This is a genomic window from Nesterenkonia sandarakina (genome assembly GCF_013410215.1).
Lineage (GTDB): Bacteria > Actinomycetota > Actinomycetes > Actinomycetales > Micrococcaceae > Nesterenkonia > Nesterenkonia sandarakina.
Window position 1 is genome coordinate 1,469,581 of record NZ_JACCFQ010000001.1, and the last position, 14,070, is coordinate 1,483,650.

A 14,070-nucleotide genomic window follows, 5' to 3' on the forward strand; every position below is an offset into this window, starting at 1 on the left:
GGATTCCACCATGCTCGACGCCGCCAGCTTCTCCACGCTCACGGTCACCGAGTCGCCCGATCGGCTGCACGCCCAGCTGGACCGTCCCGAGGTCCGCAACGCCATCGACGCGAGGATGATCACCGAGCTGCACGCCGTCTGCGCGCACCTGGAGCACCACCCGAAGGTGCTGATCCTCTCCGGGACCGAATCCGGGGGCAAGGGCATCTTCGCCTCCGGAGCCGACATCGCGGAACTCAGAGAACGACGCCGCGCGGACGCCCTGCGCGGGGTCAACTCCACCGCCTTCGAACGCCTCGCCAAGCTGCCCATGCCGGTGATCGCCGCACTGGACGGCTACGCCCTCGGTGGCGGGGCGGAGCTGGCCTGGGCGGCCGACTTCCGCCTGGGCACCCCGGAGGTGAAGATCGGGCAGCCCGAGACCGGGCTGGGCATCATCCCCGCCGCCGGAGCGCTCTGGCGGCTGCGCGAGCTCGCCGGGGAGGGCATCGCCAAGGAGATCCTGCTCGCCGGGCGGATCCTTGACGCCCAGGAGGCCCTGGAGCACGGACTGCTGGGCGCGATCCACCCGACGGAGGGGCTGCTCGATGCCGCTCATGCGCTCGCAGACCGGATCGCCAAGCAGGACCCGCTGGCCGTGCGGATCAGCAAACAGGTCTTCGCCATGCCCCGCGAGGCCCACCCGCAGATCGACAACCTCGCCCAGGCGATCCTCTTCGAGTCCGAGGCCAAGTTCGATCGGATGCAGGCCTTCCTGGACCGCCGCGAGGCCAAGGCTGCCGCGAAGACAGAATCAACCTCAGGAGAGAACCGATGAGCACCCCGAGCCCAGCCGCACAGTCCTTCCCCGCCGTCGTCGGCGTGCTCGGGGGAGGCCGGATGGGCGCCGGGATCGCCCACGCCTTCCTTGTGGCCGGGGCCGCGGAGGTCATCGTCGTCGATGTCTCCGAGATGGCGGCGCAGGCCGCCGCCGCGCGGATCACCAAGGACCTCGAAGCCTCGCTGACCCGGGGCAAGATCAACGGTGAGCTTTCCGACTGGACGGACCGGCTGACCGCCACCGCGGAGGTCGGCGCGTTCGCGCGCTGCGGCCTGGTGGTCGAGGCGGTGCCCGAGGATATGGAGCTGAAGGTGGAGTCGCTGCGCCGTGCCGAGGCGCAGCTGGCGCCCGAGGCGTGGCTGGCCACGAACACCTCCTCGCTGTCGATCACCGATCTCGCCGAGCAGCTGCAGCGCCCCGAGCGATTCTGCGGACTGCACTTCTTCAACCCGGTGCCCGCCTCGAAGCTGGTGGAGGTGGTCCTCGCCGAGCGCACCGGAGCGGAGCTCGCCGCGCTGAGCCCGCGCTGGGTCGAGGCGCTGGGGAAGACCCCCGTGGTGGTCAAGGACGCACCCGGCTTCGCCTCCTCCCGGCTGGGGGTGGCCATCGGGCTTGAAGCCATCAGGATGGTCGAAGAGGGCGTCGCGGCTCCGGCGGACATCGACAACGCGATGGTGCTGGGCTATAGGTTCCCGATCGGCCCGCTGGCACTGACCGACATCGTCGGCCTGGACGTGCGGCTGGGCATCGCGGAGTACCTGGAGTCGCAGCTGGGGGAGCGGTTCGCTCCGCCGAAGCTGATGCGCGAGATGGTCGCCCGCGGGGAGCTGGGCAAGAAGTCCGGGAAGGGCTTCTACGACTACCCCGAAGCCTGAGGTCCAGCGCTCCCAGAGTCTGAAGCCCCGGCCGCTGAGGCCCCGGCCACGGGAGCGCCGCCGTCTGGAAGCGCCTGCCACTGAAGCCGGCTCACCGGCCCGCCGCGCGCTACACCTCCTGGACCAGCCAGCGTGCGGTGGCCTCATCCAGGATCAGATCCGTGGGAAGCCCGGCCGCCAGCGCTCCGCGGAGGCCGCTGATCTTGGTCTCCCCGGAGACGATGCAGATCCGCCGCGGCACCCGGAGCAGCAGCTCCAGGTCAGGTCCGGTGCTGCGCTGATTGATCTGTAGATCCTGGTGGCTCCCGTCGGAGCGGAAGAACATCGTGGCCACGTCCCCGACCACGCCCTCAGCGTCCAGCGCGCGCAGGTCCGCATCGTCGAGGTAGCCGCCGGAGTACACGTGGCTGGGAATCCCGGAGTTCGTCGAGCCGACGCCGAAGATGGCCATGGTCATGCGCTGCTGCAGCCCAAGGATCCGCTGCACGCTGCGTTCGGCCCACATGGCGGTCTTGGTGTCGGCGTGATCGAAGAAGGCCGGCACCGGGAACTGCTCGACCCGGGCGCCGTAGGCGTGACCGAACCGACGCAGGATCTCACTGGCATAGGCGATTCCGGTGGTCTGCGTGTTGCCGGCCCCATTGAGCTGGACGATGGTGCTGTCATGGGTGATCCGTCGGCTCAGATGCTGACTCACCGCGCTGAGCGTGGACCCCCAGGCCACCCCGATGATCGCGTTGGAATCGACGAGCGGGCCGATGGTCCGTGCCGCCTGGATCGCCACCCGGTCCAGCGCCTCGGAATCACTGATCAGATCCGAGACCGGCACCACATGGGCCTCGACGCCGAAGCGGCGCCGGATCTCGTGCTCCAGATACGGTGCCCGGTGCGCGGGATTGTTGACCTGGATCTCGACCAGACCGGTATCCCGGGCCAATGAGAGCAGCCTGGAGACCGTGGAGCGCGAGGTGCGCAGCTCCCTGGCGATGGCGTTCATGGTCAGGTCCTGGAGGTAGTACATCTGCGCCGCGCGCAGCGCGTCGCTGCTGCGGGAGCGCGCCGGCTCCCGGGTGGATGAATGTGCACCCGAAGTGGGCCTATCCTTCTCAGTCGCGGCGTTGATGGCGATTCCCTTCGTCGAGCGTGCACGTCTGTGCACCACCATTGACTATCTGTCCCAAAGTTTCAAGAGTGGTCCTATGCACACGGAGGACCCCGATGCACCCAGCACTGCCCTGAGGAGAATGTGATGCCCGACACAACGGTGACCAATGGTGAGACTCGCACACCCGCGCAGCGCGCAGAAGTTCGTCGGCTCAAGGAGACCCCCCGAGCCTCCGTGCTGATCATCGGCGGCGGGATCAACGGTGTGGGCACCTTCCGCGATCTCGCACTGCAGGGTGTCGACGTGGCACTGGTGGAACGCGGAGACTACTGCCAGGGCGCCTCCGGGGCGTCCTCGCACATGATCCACGGTGGGATCCGCTACCTGGAGAACGGCGAGTTCCGGCTGGTCCGCGAATCCGTGGTGGAGCGCAACGGACTGCTGAAGACCGCACCGCACTACGTCAAGCCGCTGCAGACCACCATCCCGATCTTCAGCACCTTCTCCGGGATCCTTGCGGCACCGCTGCGGTTCATCACGCACCGCCAGCAGGGCCAGCCCCGGGAGCGTGGAGCGTTCCTGATCAAGGCCGGACTGACCATGTATGACTGGTTCTCCCGCGACGGCGGCGCCGTTCCCCGCCACCGCTTCGCCGGCCGCCGCTCCTCCCTCTCCCAGCTGCCCGACCTGCGTCCGGATGTCCGCTACACCGCGACCTACTTCGACGCCTCGGTGCACAACCCGGAGCGGATGACCCTGGACGTGCTGCGCGACGGTCTCAACGCCAACGCCGAGGTTCGGGCCACCAACTACGTCAGCGCGGTGGCTCGCGATGGGGAGACGGTGACGCTGCGCGATGAGCTCACCGGAGATGAGTTCCCCTTCACCGCCGACGTGATCGTCAACGCCACCGGCGCCTGGGTGGACGGGACCAACGAGTCCCTCGGTGAGCCCAGCGCCTTCATGGGCGGGACCAAGGGCTCGCACATCGTCCTGGACCACCCGGAGCTGCTGGCCGCCTGCGCGGGCCGCGAGATGTTCTTCGAGAACACCGACGGTCGCATCGTGCTGATCTACCCCATCGAGGATCGGGTGCTGGTGGGCACCACCGATATCGACGTCGATGTCAACGAACCGGCAGTCTGCACCCCCGAGGAGGTCGACTACTTCATCGACCTGATCGGCCAGGTGTTCCCCAAGATCGAGGTGGAGCCGGGACATGTGGTCTACAGCTTCTCCGGGGTGCGCCCGCTGCCCCGACACGACGCCACCCAGCCCGGATTCGTCTCCCGGGACTACCGGATCGAACACCGCGCTGTGCACACCGCAGACCAGCCGGTGACCATGCTCAGCCTGGTCGGCGGAAAGTGGACCACCTTCCGGGCGCTCTCCGAGCACATGACCAACGATGTGCTCGAGATCCTGGGCAAGCGCCGCACGGTGAGCACCGCAGGACTTGCCATCGGCGGCGGCGCGGACTTCCCGAAGACGGTCTCCGGCCAGAAGGCCTGGGTCATGGCGCACACCGGCGATGGCCTCTCCGCGGAGCGGGTGGAAGGTCTGCTGACCCGCTACGGGACCCGCGCAGAGGAGGTCATCGCTCACCTGCGCGCAGGCTCGGACCAGGACCTCGACTCCACCTCGGAGCTGAGCCACCGCGAGCTTGCCTACATGGTCGAGCACGAGCAGATCGGTCACCTGATCGACGTCCTGATCCGACGCACCTCCCTGGCCTTCCGCGGCCTGGTCACTGCGGAGCTGCTGCGCGAACTCGGTGAGATCCTGGCCCCGCTGCTGGACTGGGACGGTGCGCAGACGCAGAACGAGATCGAGCATGCCGAGCGGGTGCTGCGCGACTGGCACAACGTCGAGCTCAAGGCCCGGGTGGCCTAGGCTCTCGCGCCGCATGGGGCTCCTGCCCCTGCGGCCCAGAACTCCCCACCGTCACCGCTGGGGTCGGAGGAGTCACAGCATCCGGCTGGGGCCCCCACAGAAATGAATACAGAAAGGAGCCAAAGATGTCTCTAGAAGCATTCGTCGCCGAGACCTTCGGCACCATGTTGCTCTTGCTGCTCGGCGGTGGCGTTGTCGCCAACGTCGCGCTGCGAGGCACGAAGGGCAACAATGGCGGATTCCTCATGGTCAACTTCGGCTGGGGGCTCGGCGTCTTCGCCGGCGTCTATGTCGCTGCCCTCTCCGGGGCGCACCTTAACCCCGCGGTCACCATCGGCCTGCTGGTCAATTCCGAGACCGCGACGCTGGGCCCGGACATCGAGAAGTCGCTGCTCAACGTGCTGCTCTACTTCGCGGCGCAGATGCTCGGCGCGATGATCGGTGCCGTGCTGTGCTACCTGGCCTATAAGCAGCACTTCGACGCCGAACCCGACGCCGCCACCAAGCTCGGGGTCTTCTCCACCGGACCTTCCATCCGCTCCAACGGATGGAACCTGGTGACCGAGATCGTGGGCACCTTCGTCCTGGTGTTCGTGATCATCGCGCAGGGCAGCACACCATCGGGCCTCGGTCCGCTGGCCGTGGCGCTGCTGGTCGTCGGCATCGGCGCCTCCCTGGGTGGACCCACCGGCTACGCCATCAACCCGGCACGTGACCTGGGCCCCCGACTGGTGCATGCACTGCTGCCGATCAAGGGCAAGGGCAGCAGCGACTGGTCCTACGCATGGGTGCCGGTGGTCGGTCCCCTGATCGGTGGCGCTCTGGGAGGTCTGCTGGCCATGGTGGTCAGCTTCCCCGCCGTCGCCTGATCACCGCAGCACGTCCCGGCGGCTTCGCAGCCGCCCACGGCAGCAGCATCAAGGCAGAGAACACTCAACGAGGAGAAGAACATGTCGAAATACGTCATTGCGATCGACCAGGGCACCACGTCAAGTCGCGCGATCATCTTTGACCACAGCGGGAACCTCGTGTCCTCGGGTCAGAAGGAGCACGAGCAGATCTTCCCGAAGGCGGGATGGGTCGAGCACGACCCGATGGAGATCTGGAACAACACCCGTGAGGTCATCGGCAACGCGCTCTCCAAGGTGAACCTCACCCGGCACGACATCGCCGCAGTGGGCATCACCAACCAGCGCGAGACCACTGTGGTCTGGGACAAGAACACCGGAGAGCCCGTCTACAACGCGATCGTCTGGCAGGACACTCGCACCCAGCCGATCGTCGACGAGCTCGCCGCCGACGGCGGGGTGGAACGCTTCAAGTCCAAGGTCGGGCTGCCGCTGGCCACCTATTTCTCCGGCACCAAGGTGAAATGGATCCTGGACAACGTCGAGGGCGCCCGCGCCAAGGCGGAGGCCGGTGATCTGCTCTTCGGCAACACCGATTCCTGGATCACCTGGCACCTCACCGGAGGCACCGAGGGCGGCGTGCACATCACCGATGTCACCAACGCCTCTCGGACCATGTTCATGGACCTCGAGACTCTCAGCTGGGACGACGAGATCCTGAAGGCCTTCGGGGTGCCCCGCTCGATGCTTCCCGAGATCAAGTCCTCCTCCGAGGTCTACGGCAAGGTCCACGGAGCACAGCTGCTGCGTGAGACGCCGGTGGCCGGAATCCTGGGCGACCAGCAGGCCGCGACCTTCGGCCAGGCCGCGTTCGAGAAGGGCGGGGCCAAGAACACCTACGGCACCGGCAACTTCCTGATCGTGAACACCGGTGAGGAGATCGTGCGCTCCGAGAACGGGCTGCTCACCACGGTCTGCTACAAGCTCGGAGACGCCAAGCCGGTCTACGCCCTGGAAGGCTCCATCGCTGTGACCGGATCGCTGATCCAGTGGCTGCGCGACAACCTGGGCTTCATCAAGACCGCTCCCGAGGTGGAGCAGCTGGCCAAGTCCGTGGAGGACAACGGCGGGGTCTACGTGGTGCCGGCGTTCTCCGGGCTCTTCGCCCCCTACTGGCGGGGCGAGGCGCGTGGAGCCATCGTCGGTCTGACCCGCTTCGTGAACAAGGGTCACATCGCTCGCGCCGCCCTGGAGGCCACGGCCTTCCAGACCCGCGAGGTGCTCGACGCGGCCAACGCAGACGCGGGAGTCGACATGGAGGACCTGCGGGTCGACGGCGGCATGGTCGCCAACGACGCCTTGATGCAGTTCCAGGCCGACATCCTCGGGATTCCCGTGGTGCGTCCCAAGGTCACCGAGACCACGGCGCTCGGCGCGGCCTACGCGGCCGGGCTCGCCGTCGGCTTCTGGAGCGACACCGATGAGCTGGCGGCGAACTGGTCCGAGGACAAGCGCTGGCTGCCGTCGATGGATGCGGCGGAGCGTGATCGTCAGATGCGCCTCTGGAAGAAGGCCGTGACTCGGACCTTCGACTGGGTGGACGAGGACGTCAAGTAGAGCACTCCTGAGCGGGAATGTCGCGCAGCGGCAGCCCTTCCTCAGACAAGCGGGCCCGCATCGGTGAACGATCACCGGTGCGGGCCCGCTGTGTGTCTAGGTTGCGGTGCGGCTCGGGGCTGCGTGTCTCAGGGGCGACGGGGCCCGCGGCTGGGGTGCGGAGCCGCCATCAGGCCATGACGGCCACGCCTGCCGCGATACTTCGCGATCTGCGGCGGCTGCCAGTCCTGCAGCGTCTGCTCCGGCAGGGAGAACACCTCGACGCCGAGTGGGTGGCAGTGTTCGAGCTGTTCCTCGGTGCTCGCCGCATGGGGTCCCCACATGTGCACCGAGAGGTCCCCGCCGGGGCAGGTGGAGAGTGCGCAGAGCAGATCGGTCTCCGCGAAGAACTCGAAATAGTCCCCGGGCTGGGTGGGGCAGGCGTCCATGAAGTACTCCCGGTTCTCATTCAGCCCGGCGAACTGGAACACGTTGAGCACATCGTGGATGTCGGACTCGGTGAGCCCGTGCTCCTGGACCGCTCGGGTGAGGTTGGAATGGCAGTGGTAGTCGAAGTCTTCTTCGCTGAGCATCCGATTCACGTACGGGTCGCAGCGTGTGCCCAGCAGGTCGTGGATGACGTCGGCATCGGGGTGGTCTGCGAGGGAGTCCCCGATCACGGTGGCCATGGGTCGCAGGTAGGGGAGCGCGGACCAGAACCTGTCGTAGGTGGTCATCGAGGCCCGCTGCAGCTGCCGGGTGCGCGCGGCCCAGAACCGTTCCCGCGGGTTGTGCAGGTTCCACAGGTTCAGGTCACCGACCTGGGGTCCCTCCACGGCATTGATCCGCACGATCGACCCGGCCCGGACCTCCCAGGCGTGGCCTGAGCGGACCGGGATCTCGAACTCCCGGATCAGGGTCCGCTCTGCCGCCGCCACAGCGTCGTAGAAGCTGCGATCCACCTCCAGCGGACCCCCGGGCATCGACTGATAGGCCGCGGGCTGATCGTAGCTGCGTCGGACCGCGGGCGGGGTGCGCTCGGCTCTCGGAGCGGCCGGGCCTGTGCCAAGGGGGTCTGCGCCCGCCGGGTCTGTGTCGGCCCGGTCTGTGTCGGCCGGGTCTGTGTCGGTGGGATCTCCACCGGTGTGATCTGAGGTCATGGAAGTCTCCTTCGCACGGGAAAGTGCCCAGTCTAGGCAAGTGGCCGGGGCCGACAGATCACTGTCGGCCCCGGCCGGTTCTGCTCATCCCTCAATGGTGCAGCCTGTTGATGCTCTGAGCCCCGCCCTCAGAGGTCCGCCAGCGCAGAGGACGGATCCTCCAAGCAGGTGGCCACGAAGTTCAGGAACCCGCCGGCGGTCCCGCCGTCGCATACCCGGTGATCGAAGGCGATGGTGAGCGTGGCGACCTTGCGCACCGCCAGCTCCCCGTTCACCGCCCACGCCCGGTCCAGGATCCGTCCGATGCCCAGGATGCCGACCTCCGGGTGGTTGATGATCGGGGTGGCGCCGTCGGAGCCGAAGACCCCGTAGTTGTTCACCGTGAAGGTGCCCCCGGTGAGCTCCTTGCCGGAGATCTTCCCCTCGCGGGCCTCACCGACCAGCCGGGAGATCTCCCCGTGCAGTCCTCGGGCGGAGAGCCGCTCAGCGTGCCGGATCACCGGGACCACCAGGCCCGCCGGGGTCTGGGCGGCGAAGCCGAGGTTCACGCCGTCATAGTGCACGATCTCCTGAGTCCCGGCTGCGGTGTCCTCGAGCCTGGTGGCCAGGTCCGGATAGTGGTAGAGCCCGGCCAGCACGAACCGGCTGAGCAGCGCCAGCAGCGACGGAGCGGTGATCCCGTCCTTCTGGGCCTGTTCCTTGAGTCGGGAGCGCAGCGCCAGGACCTCGGTCATGTCCACGTCCTGCCAGACGGTGGCCTCCGGGATCTCCCGGCGCGAGCGGGTCAGCGTGGTGGCCACCGCCTTGCGCATCCCGGACATGGGGACGCGCTCGCGGACCTCGAGACCACCCGGCGCGGGGGCGCCTGCCATGGACGCGGAGGAGGAGGTCGGCGCGGCGGCCGACCCGGTCGCGGGTGCCGGCGCAGGGCCAGACGCTGAACCAGACGCAGGGCCAGACGCAGGGCCAGACGCTGAGTCAGACGCAGCACCAGCTCGCGGAGCTGGGGATGAAGCCGTCTGCGCAGCGGAGTCGATTGCGGCGAGCACATCGGCGCGCAGGATCATCCCATCCGGACCGGTGCCGGTGAGCTCGGCCAGGGGAAGACCATGCTCCCGGGCGAGTCGGCGCACCAGCGGTGAGGACACCCGAGGGGCCTTCTGCACCGAGCTGATCGCCGAGGCGGCTGCGTCGCTGGTGGAGAACGCTGCCCCGCGGCGCGAGGACTCCGCGGACTGCGTCGAGGGGGCCGCAGCCGGGGCCGCTGCACCGCCGGTGGTGCCCGGGCGGGAGGTGCCGTTGCGGCGTCGGCGTCGTCGGCCGTTCTTCGAGGCCGAGGTGCCGTAGCCGATCAGGACGTTGCCGGAGCCTCCCTCCTGCCCATCCTCGGCACCGGCGGCCTCGGGATCGGTGACCGCACCGGTGGCGGGCACCGTGCCGGCGCGCTCCTCCTCGCGGTAGCTCAGCGCCCCGGGTTCGGAGCCGGAGGAGCTGGAGCCGGCCGAGCGGGAGCCGGGGGAGCTGCCGGCCTCGTCCTCGGCGCCCACGGTGATCAGCGGCTCGTCCACGATCATGGTCTCGCCCACGGCGCCGTGCAACGTGGTGACCACACCGGCGTAGGGGCTGGGCACCTCGATGGCGGACTTGGCGGTCTCGACCTCGGCGATGGGCTGATCCACCACGATGGTCTCGCCCTCGGCCACCAGCCAGCTCAGCAGTGTGGCCTCGGTCAGTCCCTCGCCCAGGTCGGGCAGGTTGAAGGTGGTCATCTCAGTCCTCCCACTGCAGCTCGTCGAGCGCGTCCAGGATCCGGTCCACGCTGGGCAGGTGGTGCTCCTCGAGCTTCGGCGATGGATACGGAATGTCGAACCCGGTGACCCGCTTGACCGGAGAGGACAGCGAATGGAAGCTGCGCTCCTGGATCCGCGCCACGATCTCCGCGGCCACCGAGACGAAGCCCTGCGCCTCGGCGATCACCACGGCGCGCCCGGTCTTGGTCACCGTGGCCTGAAGAGCGGCGTCGTCGAAGGGCACGATGCTGCGCAGGTCCAGGACCTCCGCAGAGATCCCATCCTCGGCGGCGGCCTCAGCGGCTTTCAGCGCGGTGGACACGCTGGGCCCGTAGCTGATCAGCGAGACGTCGGTGCCCTCCCGGACGACGACGGCGCGGCCTTCGGCCCCGACCCCGGCCGCCGGCGCGGATTCATCACTCGCGGCGGTCTCATACCGGGTGCGCAGCGCGCTGAGGTCCACGGCCTCCTTGGTCCAGTAGAGCTTCTTGGGCTCGAAGAAGATCACCGGGTCCGGGGAGTCGATGGCCTCGCGCAGCATCAGGTAGGCGTCGCTGACCGTGGCCGGGGTGTAGATCTTCAGGCCCGGGGTGTGCGCGTAGTAGGCCTCGGAGGAGTCACAGTGATGCTCGACGCCGCCGACTCCGCCGCCGTAGGGGATCCGGATGACCATGGGCAGCCGGACCCGTCCGCGGGAGCGGTTGGCGGTCTTGGCGATGTGACTGAAGATCTGCTCCAGCGCCGGGTAGGCGAAGGCGTCGAACTGCATCTCGATCACCGGGCGCATCCCGTTGATCGCCATGCCCATCGCCATGCCGGCGATGCCGGACTCGGCCAGAGGGGTGTCGAAGCAGCGGTTGGCGCCGAAGCGCTGGGTCAGCCCGTCGGTGATCCGGAAGACCCCGCCGAGCGTGCCGACGTCCTCGCCGAAGACACAGACCGAGCGGTCGTTCTCCATGGCGTCCGACATGGCGGTGTTCAGCGCCGCGGCGAAGGTGGTCGGCTTGGCAGCGGCAGTGGGCGTGCCAGTGCCAGCGGCAGCGGCGGGTGCGGGTGTGGTGGCAGTGGCCATGGGTCAGCCCTCCTGGCTTCGCTCGAGCTCATCGGCCAGCGTGGCGCGCTGTTCGCGCAGCTGGGCGGTCGGGGCGGCATAGACGTGGTCGAAGATCTCCAGCGGGTCCATCTCCGGTTCGGTGGTCATCGCCAGGCGCAGCGCGGCCGCGACCTCCTCGGCCTTGCCGCTGATCCGGGTCTCAGCATCGGAGTCCAGGACCCCGCGCTCGGTGAGGAAGGTGCGCATGCGCAGCAGCGGATCGCGCTGCTTCCACTGCTCGACCTCCTCGGACTCGCGGTAGCGGGAGTCGTCGTCGGCGTTGGTGTGTGCCTGCATCCGGTAGGTGATCGCCTCCAGCAGCAGCGGCATGGAGTTCTTCCGGGCCAGGTCCACCGCGCGGCGCAGGGTGGCAAGCACGGCCACCATGTCATTGCCGTCCACCTGTTCCCCGGCCATGCCGTAGCCGATGGCCTTATGCGCCAAGGAGGGCGCGGCGGTCTGCGCCGAGAGCGGCACCGAGATGGCGTAGCCGTTGTTCTGCACGAAGAAGACCACCGGGACCTCGAAGACCGCGGCGAAGTTCAGCGCCTCGTGGAAGTCCCCCTCACTGGTCGCCCCATCACCGCACATCGCCAGCACCACGGTGTCCTCCCCGCGCAGCTTCGCGGCATGGGCCACGCCCACGGCGTGCAGCAGCTGGGTGGTCAGCGGAGTCGACATCGCCGAGATCTTGTAATGCAGCGGGTCATAGCCGCAGTGCCAGTCCCCGCGGAAGGAGACCATCACCTCCAGGGGATCCACCCCGCGGGTGATCGTGGCGACGGTGTCGCGGTAGGTCGGGAACATCCAGTCTCCGGTGCCCAGTGCAAGGGCGGCACCGACCTGGCAGGCCTCCTGGCCGTGCGAGGAGGGGTACACCGCGAGCCGGCCCTGGCGGACCAGTGCGTAGTTCTGATCATTGACCCGGCGCCCGACCACCAGTGCCTCGTAGGCGGCCAGCAGCGCGTCATCCTCAGGGATCGGGTACTCATGGCCGGGGCTGGTGCCCTGAGCCTCCTCGGGGATCAGCTGGCCGTCGGGCCCGAGCATCCGAATCTGCTGGGCGGCCGGGAGCATGTACTGCTCCGGGGTGATCCCGAAGCTGCTGCTGGTCTCCCTGATGTGGGAGCCCTGCATCGGGGTCCCGTCCCGTGTCTCGCTGGTCATCGCCCAGGCCTCCTTGAAAGTCTCTCTGCAGGTGGTGTGCATCACACCGCTGCTATGAGTGTGACCCAGCTCATCCGCCCCGGACCAGCGGGCCGGAAGATCCAAGACGGCGTCCACCCGGCGTCGCCCGGTGCTGGACGAACTGCTCGTGTGAGGCGCGCCACGGCTGGTATCGTCCAGAGCTATGGGTGATGCGCGAGACGAGGCGGTGCGAGGGGAGATCTCCCTGGACTCTGTGGACCATCGGATCCTGCATGCGCTGAGCCAGGACGCCCGCCAGTCGGTGAGCGCCCTGGCCGCAGCCCTGCACCTCTCCCGGGCGAACGCCTATGACCGGATCTCGCGGCTGCGCGCGGCCGGTGTGCTCCAGGGCTACACGGCGGTGGTGGACCCGCGCGCCGCTGGGATGTCCACTGCGGCCTATGTCTTCCTGACCCTGAAGCAGGACGACTGGGAGGTGCTGCGCGGGGCGCTCGCCGATGAGCCCGCGGTGCGCCACCTGGCGCTGGTGGGCGGGCAGTATGACGCCGTGCTGTTGGTGCGCACCCGCACCGTGGAGGAGCTGCGCCGCGTGGTCTTCGAGCGGATCCAGTCGCTGGCCTGCGTGCAGTCCTCCCAGACCGCCCTGATCTTCGATGACCACACCCAATACGAACACCCGATGCCGAGGAGGCTTCCATGACGTTTCGAGCAGCCCTGATCGAACAGAGACTCGACGGTGGACGTATTCAGGACCACCAGGCCGATCTGCAGGACCTTCCCGAGGAGTTCCTCGACGGCGCCGGGGGAGATGCCCCGGTGGACATCGACGTCCACTATTCCGGGATCAACTACAAGGACGGCCTGGCGCTCGCCGGCAAGCCTGGGGTGGCGCGCACCTCACCGCTGATCCCCGGCATCGACCTGGTCGGGGAGGTCACCGCCTCCGCCGATCCGCAGTTCCGGCCCGGCGACGCGGTGGTGCTCACCGGTGGAGGCATCGGGGAGGCCGCCCACGGCGGGCTCGCTCAGCGTGCCCGAGTCTCCGCGAAGTACCTGGTCAAGCTGCCCGACGGGCTGAGTGAGCGCCGGGCGGCGGCAATCGGCACGGCGGGGTTCACCGCGATGCTCGCCGTGCTCGCCCTGGAGCATGGCGGCGTCCGGCCCGAAGCGGGCGAGGTCGTCGTCAGCGGGGCGGCCGGCGGGGTCGGTTCGGTGGCCATCGCCGTGCTGAACACGCTCGGCTACTCGGTCACCGCGGTGACCGGTCGGGCCCAGGAGCAGGGGGAGTACCTGCGCAGCCTTGGTGCCGCGAATCTGCTGGAGCGCAGCGAGCTGGCCGAGACGGGCCCCGCGCTGCAGAAGCGGCGCTGGGCCGGAGGGATCGACTCCGCGGGGTCGGCCACCTTGGCGAACATCCTCTCCCAGACCGACGACGGCGGCACCGTGGCCAGCTGCGGGCTCGCGCAGGGCCATGACCTGCCCACCACCGTGATGCCCTTCATCCTGCGCGGGGTCACCCTGGCCGGGATCAATTCGGTGACCGCCTCGCCCGAGCTGCGGGCCTGGGCCTGGTCCCGGCTGGCCCGAGATCTGCCGATGGAGCTGCTCGATGAGATGACTCAGGAGATCACCTTGGACCAGGTCTTCGACCAGGCCGAGCAGATCCTCGCAGGTCAGGTCCGTGGACGCACCGTGGTGAATCTGGCGGGCTGAGCTCCCTGGTCCAGCGTGGGGCGACGGC

General features: G+C 68.5%; 12 protein-coding genes. 7 read left to right on the forward strand and 5 right to left on the reverse strand.

Translation table 11 applies throughout. The annotated features are described in order from the left end of the window. Positions 1 to 10 precede the first annotated feature (10 nt). Both HNR11_RS06825 and HNR11_RS06830 read left to right on the forward strand, forming a co-directional pair. Positions 11 to 817: an enoyl-CoA hydratase/isomerase family protein gene (locus tag HNR11_RS06825; protein WP_179442899.1), complete on the forward strand. Its 807-nt coding sequence runs from the start codon at positions 11 to 13 to the stop codon at positions 815 to 817. Further along, positions 814 to 1,695: a 3-hydroxyacyl-CoA dehydrogenase family protein gene (locus tag HNR11_RS06830; RefSeq protein WP_179441673.1), complete on the forward strand. Its 882-nt coding sequence runs from the start codon at positions 814 to 816 to the stop codon at positions 1,693 to 1,695. The genes HNR11_RS06825 and HNR11_RS06830 overlap by 4 nt, the downstream gene beginning before the upstream one ends. A 109-nt stretch (positions 1,696 to 1,804) precedes the next feature. Here HNR11_RS06830 and HNR11_RS06835 read toward each other — a convergent pair whose 3' ends face one another. Further along, entirely contained in the window at positions 1,805 to 2,716 is a 912-nt protein-coding gene (locus HNR11_RS06835; RefSeq protein WP_058888299.1) for a sugar-binding transcriptional regulator, read from the reverse strand. A 228-nt stretch (positions 2,717 to 2,944) separates the two neighbouring features. Here HNR11_RS06835 and HNR11_RS06840 point away from each other — a divergent pair, with 228 nt between their 5' ends. The 3 genes from HNR11_RS06840 (at position 2,945) to glpK (ending at position 7,158) form a co-directional block, all read left to right on the forward strand. After that, the gene (locus HNR11_RS06840; protein ID WP_179441675.1) at positions 2,945 to 4,693 is read left to right on the forward strand and encodes a glycerol-3-phosphate dehydrogenase/oxidase; all 1,749 of its coding nucleotides are present in this window, start codon (positions 2,945 to 2,947) and stop codon (positions 4,691 to 4,693) included. Positions 4,694 to 4,818: 125 nt separating this feature from the next. Further along, complete coding sequence (locus tag HNR11_RS06845) at positions 4,819 to 5,562, forward strand: MIP/aquaporin family protein (protein ID WP_058888301.1); 744 nt, start codon at positions 4,819 to 4,821, stop codon at positions 5,560 to 5,562. Between the two features lie 81 nt (positions 5,563 to 5,643). Continuing rightward, the gene (gene glpK / locus HNR11_RS06850) at positions 5,644 to 7,158 is read left to right on the forward strand and encodes a glycerol kinase GlpK (RefSeq protein WP_179441676.1); all 1,515 of its coding nucleotides are present in this window, start codon (positions 5,644 to 5,646) and stop codon (positions 7,156 to 7,158) included. A gap of 128 nt (positions 7,159 to 7,286) precedes the next feature. Here the strand turns inward: glpK and HNR11_RS06855 are convergent, their stop codons facing one another. From HNR11_RS06855 to pdhA, 4 genes are all read right to left on the reverse strand, one after another. Next, on the reverse strand, positions 7,287 to 8,297 hold the full coding sequence (locus HNR11_RS06855; protein ID WP_246310344.1) for an urea carboxylase-associated family protein: 1,011 nt from the start codon (positions 8,295 to 8,297) through the stop codon (positions 7,287 to 7,289). Between the two features lie 128 nt (positions 8,298 to 8,425). Then, positions 8,426 to 10,066 carry a dihydrolipoamide acetyltransferase family protein gene (locus HNR11_RS06860; protein ID WP_179441677.1) on the reverse strand — a complete coding sequence of 547 codons (1,641 nt, stop codon included), beginning with the start codon at positions 10,064 to 10,066 and terminating at the stop codon, positions 8,426 to 8,428. A gap of 1 nt (position 10,067) precedes the next feature. Then, positions 10,068 to 11,159: an alpha-ketoacid dehydrogenase subunit beta gene (locus tag HNR11_RS06865; protein ID WP_179441678.1), complete on the reverse strand. Its 1,092-nt coding sequence runs from the start codon at positions 11,157 to 11,159 to the stop codon at positions 10,068 to 10,070. Between the two features lie 3 nt (positions 11,160 to 11,162). Further along, on the reverse strand, positions 11,163 to 12,347 hold the full coding sequence (gene pdhA / locus HNR11_RS06870; protein WP_179441679.1) for a pyruvate dehydrogenase (acetyl-transferring) E1 component subunit alpha: 1,185 nt from the start codon (positions 12,345 to 12,347) through the stop codon (positions 11,163 to 11,165). Positions 12,348 to 12,531: 184 nt separating this feature from the next. Between pdhA and HNR11_RS06875 the strand changes: the two genes are divergently transcribed. Both HNR11_RS06875 and HNR11_RS06880 read left to right on the forward strand, forming a co-directional pair. After that, positions 12,532 to 13,029 (forward strand): Lrp/AsnC family transcriptional regulator, encoded by a 498-nt coding sequence (locus HNR11_RS06875; protein ID WP_179441680.1) that lies wholly within the window; start codon positions 12,532 to 12,534, stop codon positions 13,027 to 13,029. Further along, positions 13,026 to 14,042, forward strand: a complete 1,017-nt coding sequence (locus HNR11_RS06880) for an MDR family oxidoreductase (RefSeq protein ID WP_179441681.1) — start codon at positions 13,026 to 13,028, stop codon at positions 14,040 to 14,042. The genes HNR11_RS06875 and HNR11_RS06880 overlap by 4 nt, the downstream gene beginning before the upstream one ends. The last annotated feature ends 28 nt before the right edge of the window (positions 14,043 to 14,070 follow it).

What these genes read in the sequence shown, in the direction of transcription:
- HNR11_RS06855 (WP_246310344.1), bottom strand. Translation starts at nt 8,297, where the DNA reads ATGACCTCAGATCACACCGGTGGAGATCCCACCGACACAGACCCGGCC.
- HNR11_RS06830 (WP_179441673.1), top strand. Translation starts at nt 814, where the DNA reads ATGAGCACCCCGAGCCCAGCCGCACAGTCCTTCCCCGCCGTCGTCGGC.
- glpK (WP_179441676.1), top strand. Translation starts at nt 5,644, where the DNA reads ATGTCGAAATACGTCATTGCGATCGACCAGGGCACCACGTCAAGTCGC.
- HNR11_RS06875 (WP_179441680.1), top strand. Translation starts at nt 12,532, where the DNA reads ATGGGTGATGCGCGAGACGAGGCGGTGCGAGGGGAGATCTCCCTGGAC.
- pdhA (WP_179441679.1), bottom strand. Translation starts at nt 12,347, where the DNA reads ATGACCAGCGAGACACGGGACGGGACCCCGATGCAGGGCTCCCACATC.
- HNR11_RS06860 (WP_179441677.1), bottom strand. Translation starts at nt 10,066, where the DNA reads ATGACCACCTTCAACCTGCCCGACCTGGGCGAGGGACTGACCGAGGCC.
- HNR11_RS06845 (WP_058888301.1), top strand. Translation starts at nt 4,819, where the DNA reads ATGTCTCTAGAAGCATTCGTCGCCGAGACCTTCGGCACCATGTTGCTC.
- HNR11_RS06865 (WP_179441678.1), bottom strand. Translation starts at nt 11,159, where the DNA reads ATGGCCACTGCCACCACACCCGCACCCGCCGCTGCCGCTGGCACTGGC.
- HNR11_RS06825 (WP_179442899.1), top strand. Translation starts at nt 11, where the DNA reads ATGCTCGACGCCGCCAGCTTCTCCACGCTCACGGTCACCGAGTCGCCC.
- HNR11_RS06880 (WP_179441681.1), top strand. Translation starts at nt 13,026, where the DNA reads ATGACGTTTCGAGCAGCCCTGATCGAACAGAGACTCGACGGTGGACGT.
- HNR11_RS06840 (WP_179441675.1), top strand. Translation starts at nt 2,945, where the DNA reads ATGCCCGACACAACGGTGACCAATGGTGAGACTCGCACACCCGCGCAG.
- HNR11_RS06835 (WP_058888299.1), bottom strand. Translation starts at nt 2,716, where the DNA reads ATGTACTACCTCCAGGACCTGACCATGAACGCCATCGCCAGGGAGCTG.